Here is a 469-nt window from a genome sequence, read left to right on the forward strand (position 1 = left end):
CGACGGCAGAACAGATTGCGGACCAGGCGGGTCGTACCGCGATGGCTGCATACGGAACCGGCAGTGACCTGCAGCGGGGTATCCAGGCAGCGACTGCAGCGCTGCAGGGACTGGCGGGCGGTGATATCGCCGGGGCGCTGGCAGGGGCATCGGCGCCGGAGCTGGCGAATCTTATCGGTCACGGTTCAGGGCTGAGTGACGGTGCCGCGGTGGTGGCGCACGCCATCCTGGGCGGTGCGGTGGCGGCGCTGCAGGGCAACAGTGCGGCGGCGGGCGCAGCGGGCGCGGCAGCAGGTGAACTGGCCGCGAAGGCAATAGCGGGCATGCTGTACCCGGATGTGACGGATTTGTCCACACTGACGGAAGCACAGAAGCAGACGGTCAGTACGCTGGCCACTATTTCAGCGGGAATGGCAGGCGGTCTGGCCGGGGACAGTACGGCGTCAGCCGTGGCGGGCGCGCAGGGCGG

General features: G+C 69.1%; 1 protein-coding gene. It reads left to right on the plus strand.

Annotated elements, in window-relative coordinates:
- Positions 1–469 (plus strand): VENN motif pre-toxin domain-containing protein (locus tag CWM61_RS28600; RefSeq protein ID WP_165785324.1); only part of this gene is annotated, 469 nt, incomplete at both ends.

The sequence above is a fragment of the Klebsiella sp. K-Nf6 genome (assembly GCF_002806655.1).
Taxonomy (GTDB): Bacteria; Pseudomonadota; Gammaproteobacteria; order Enterobacterales; family Enterobacteriaceae; genus Klebsiella; species Klebsiella variicola.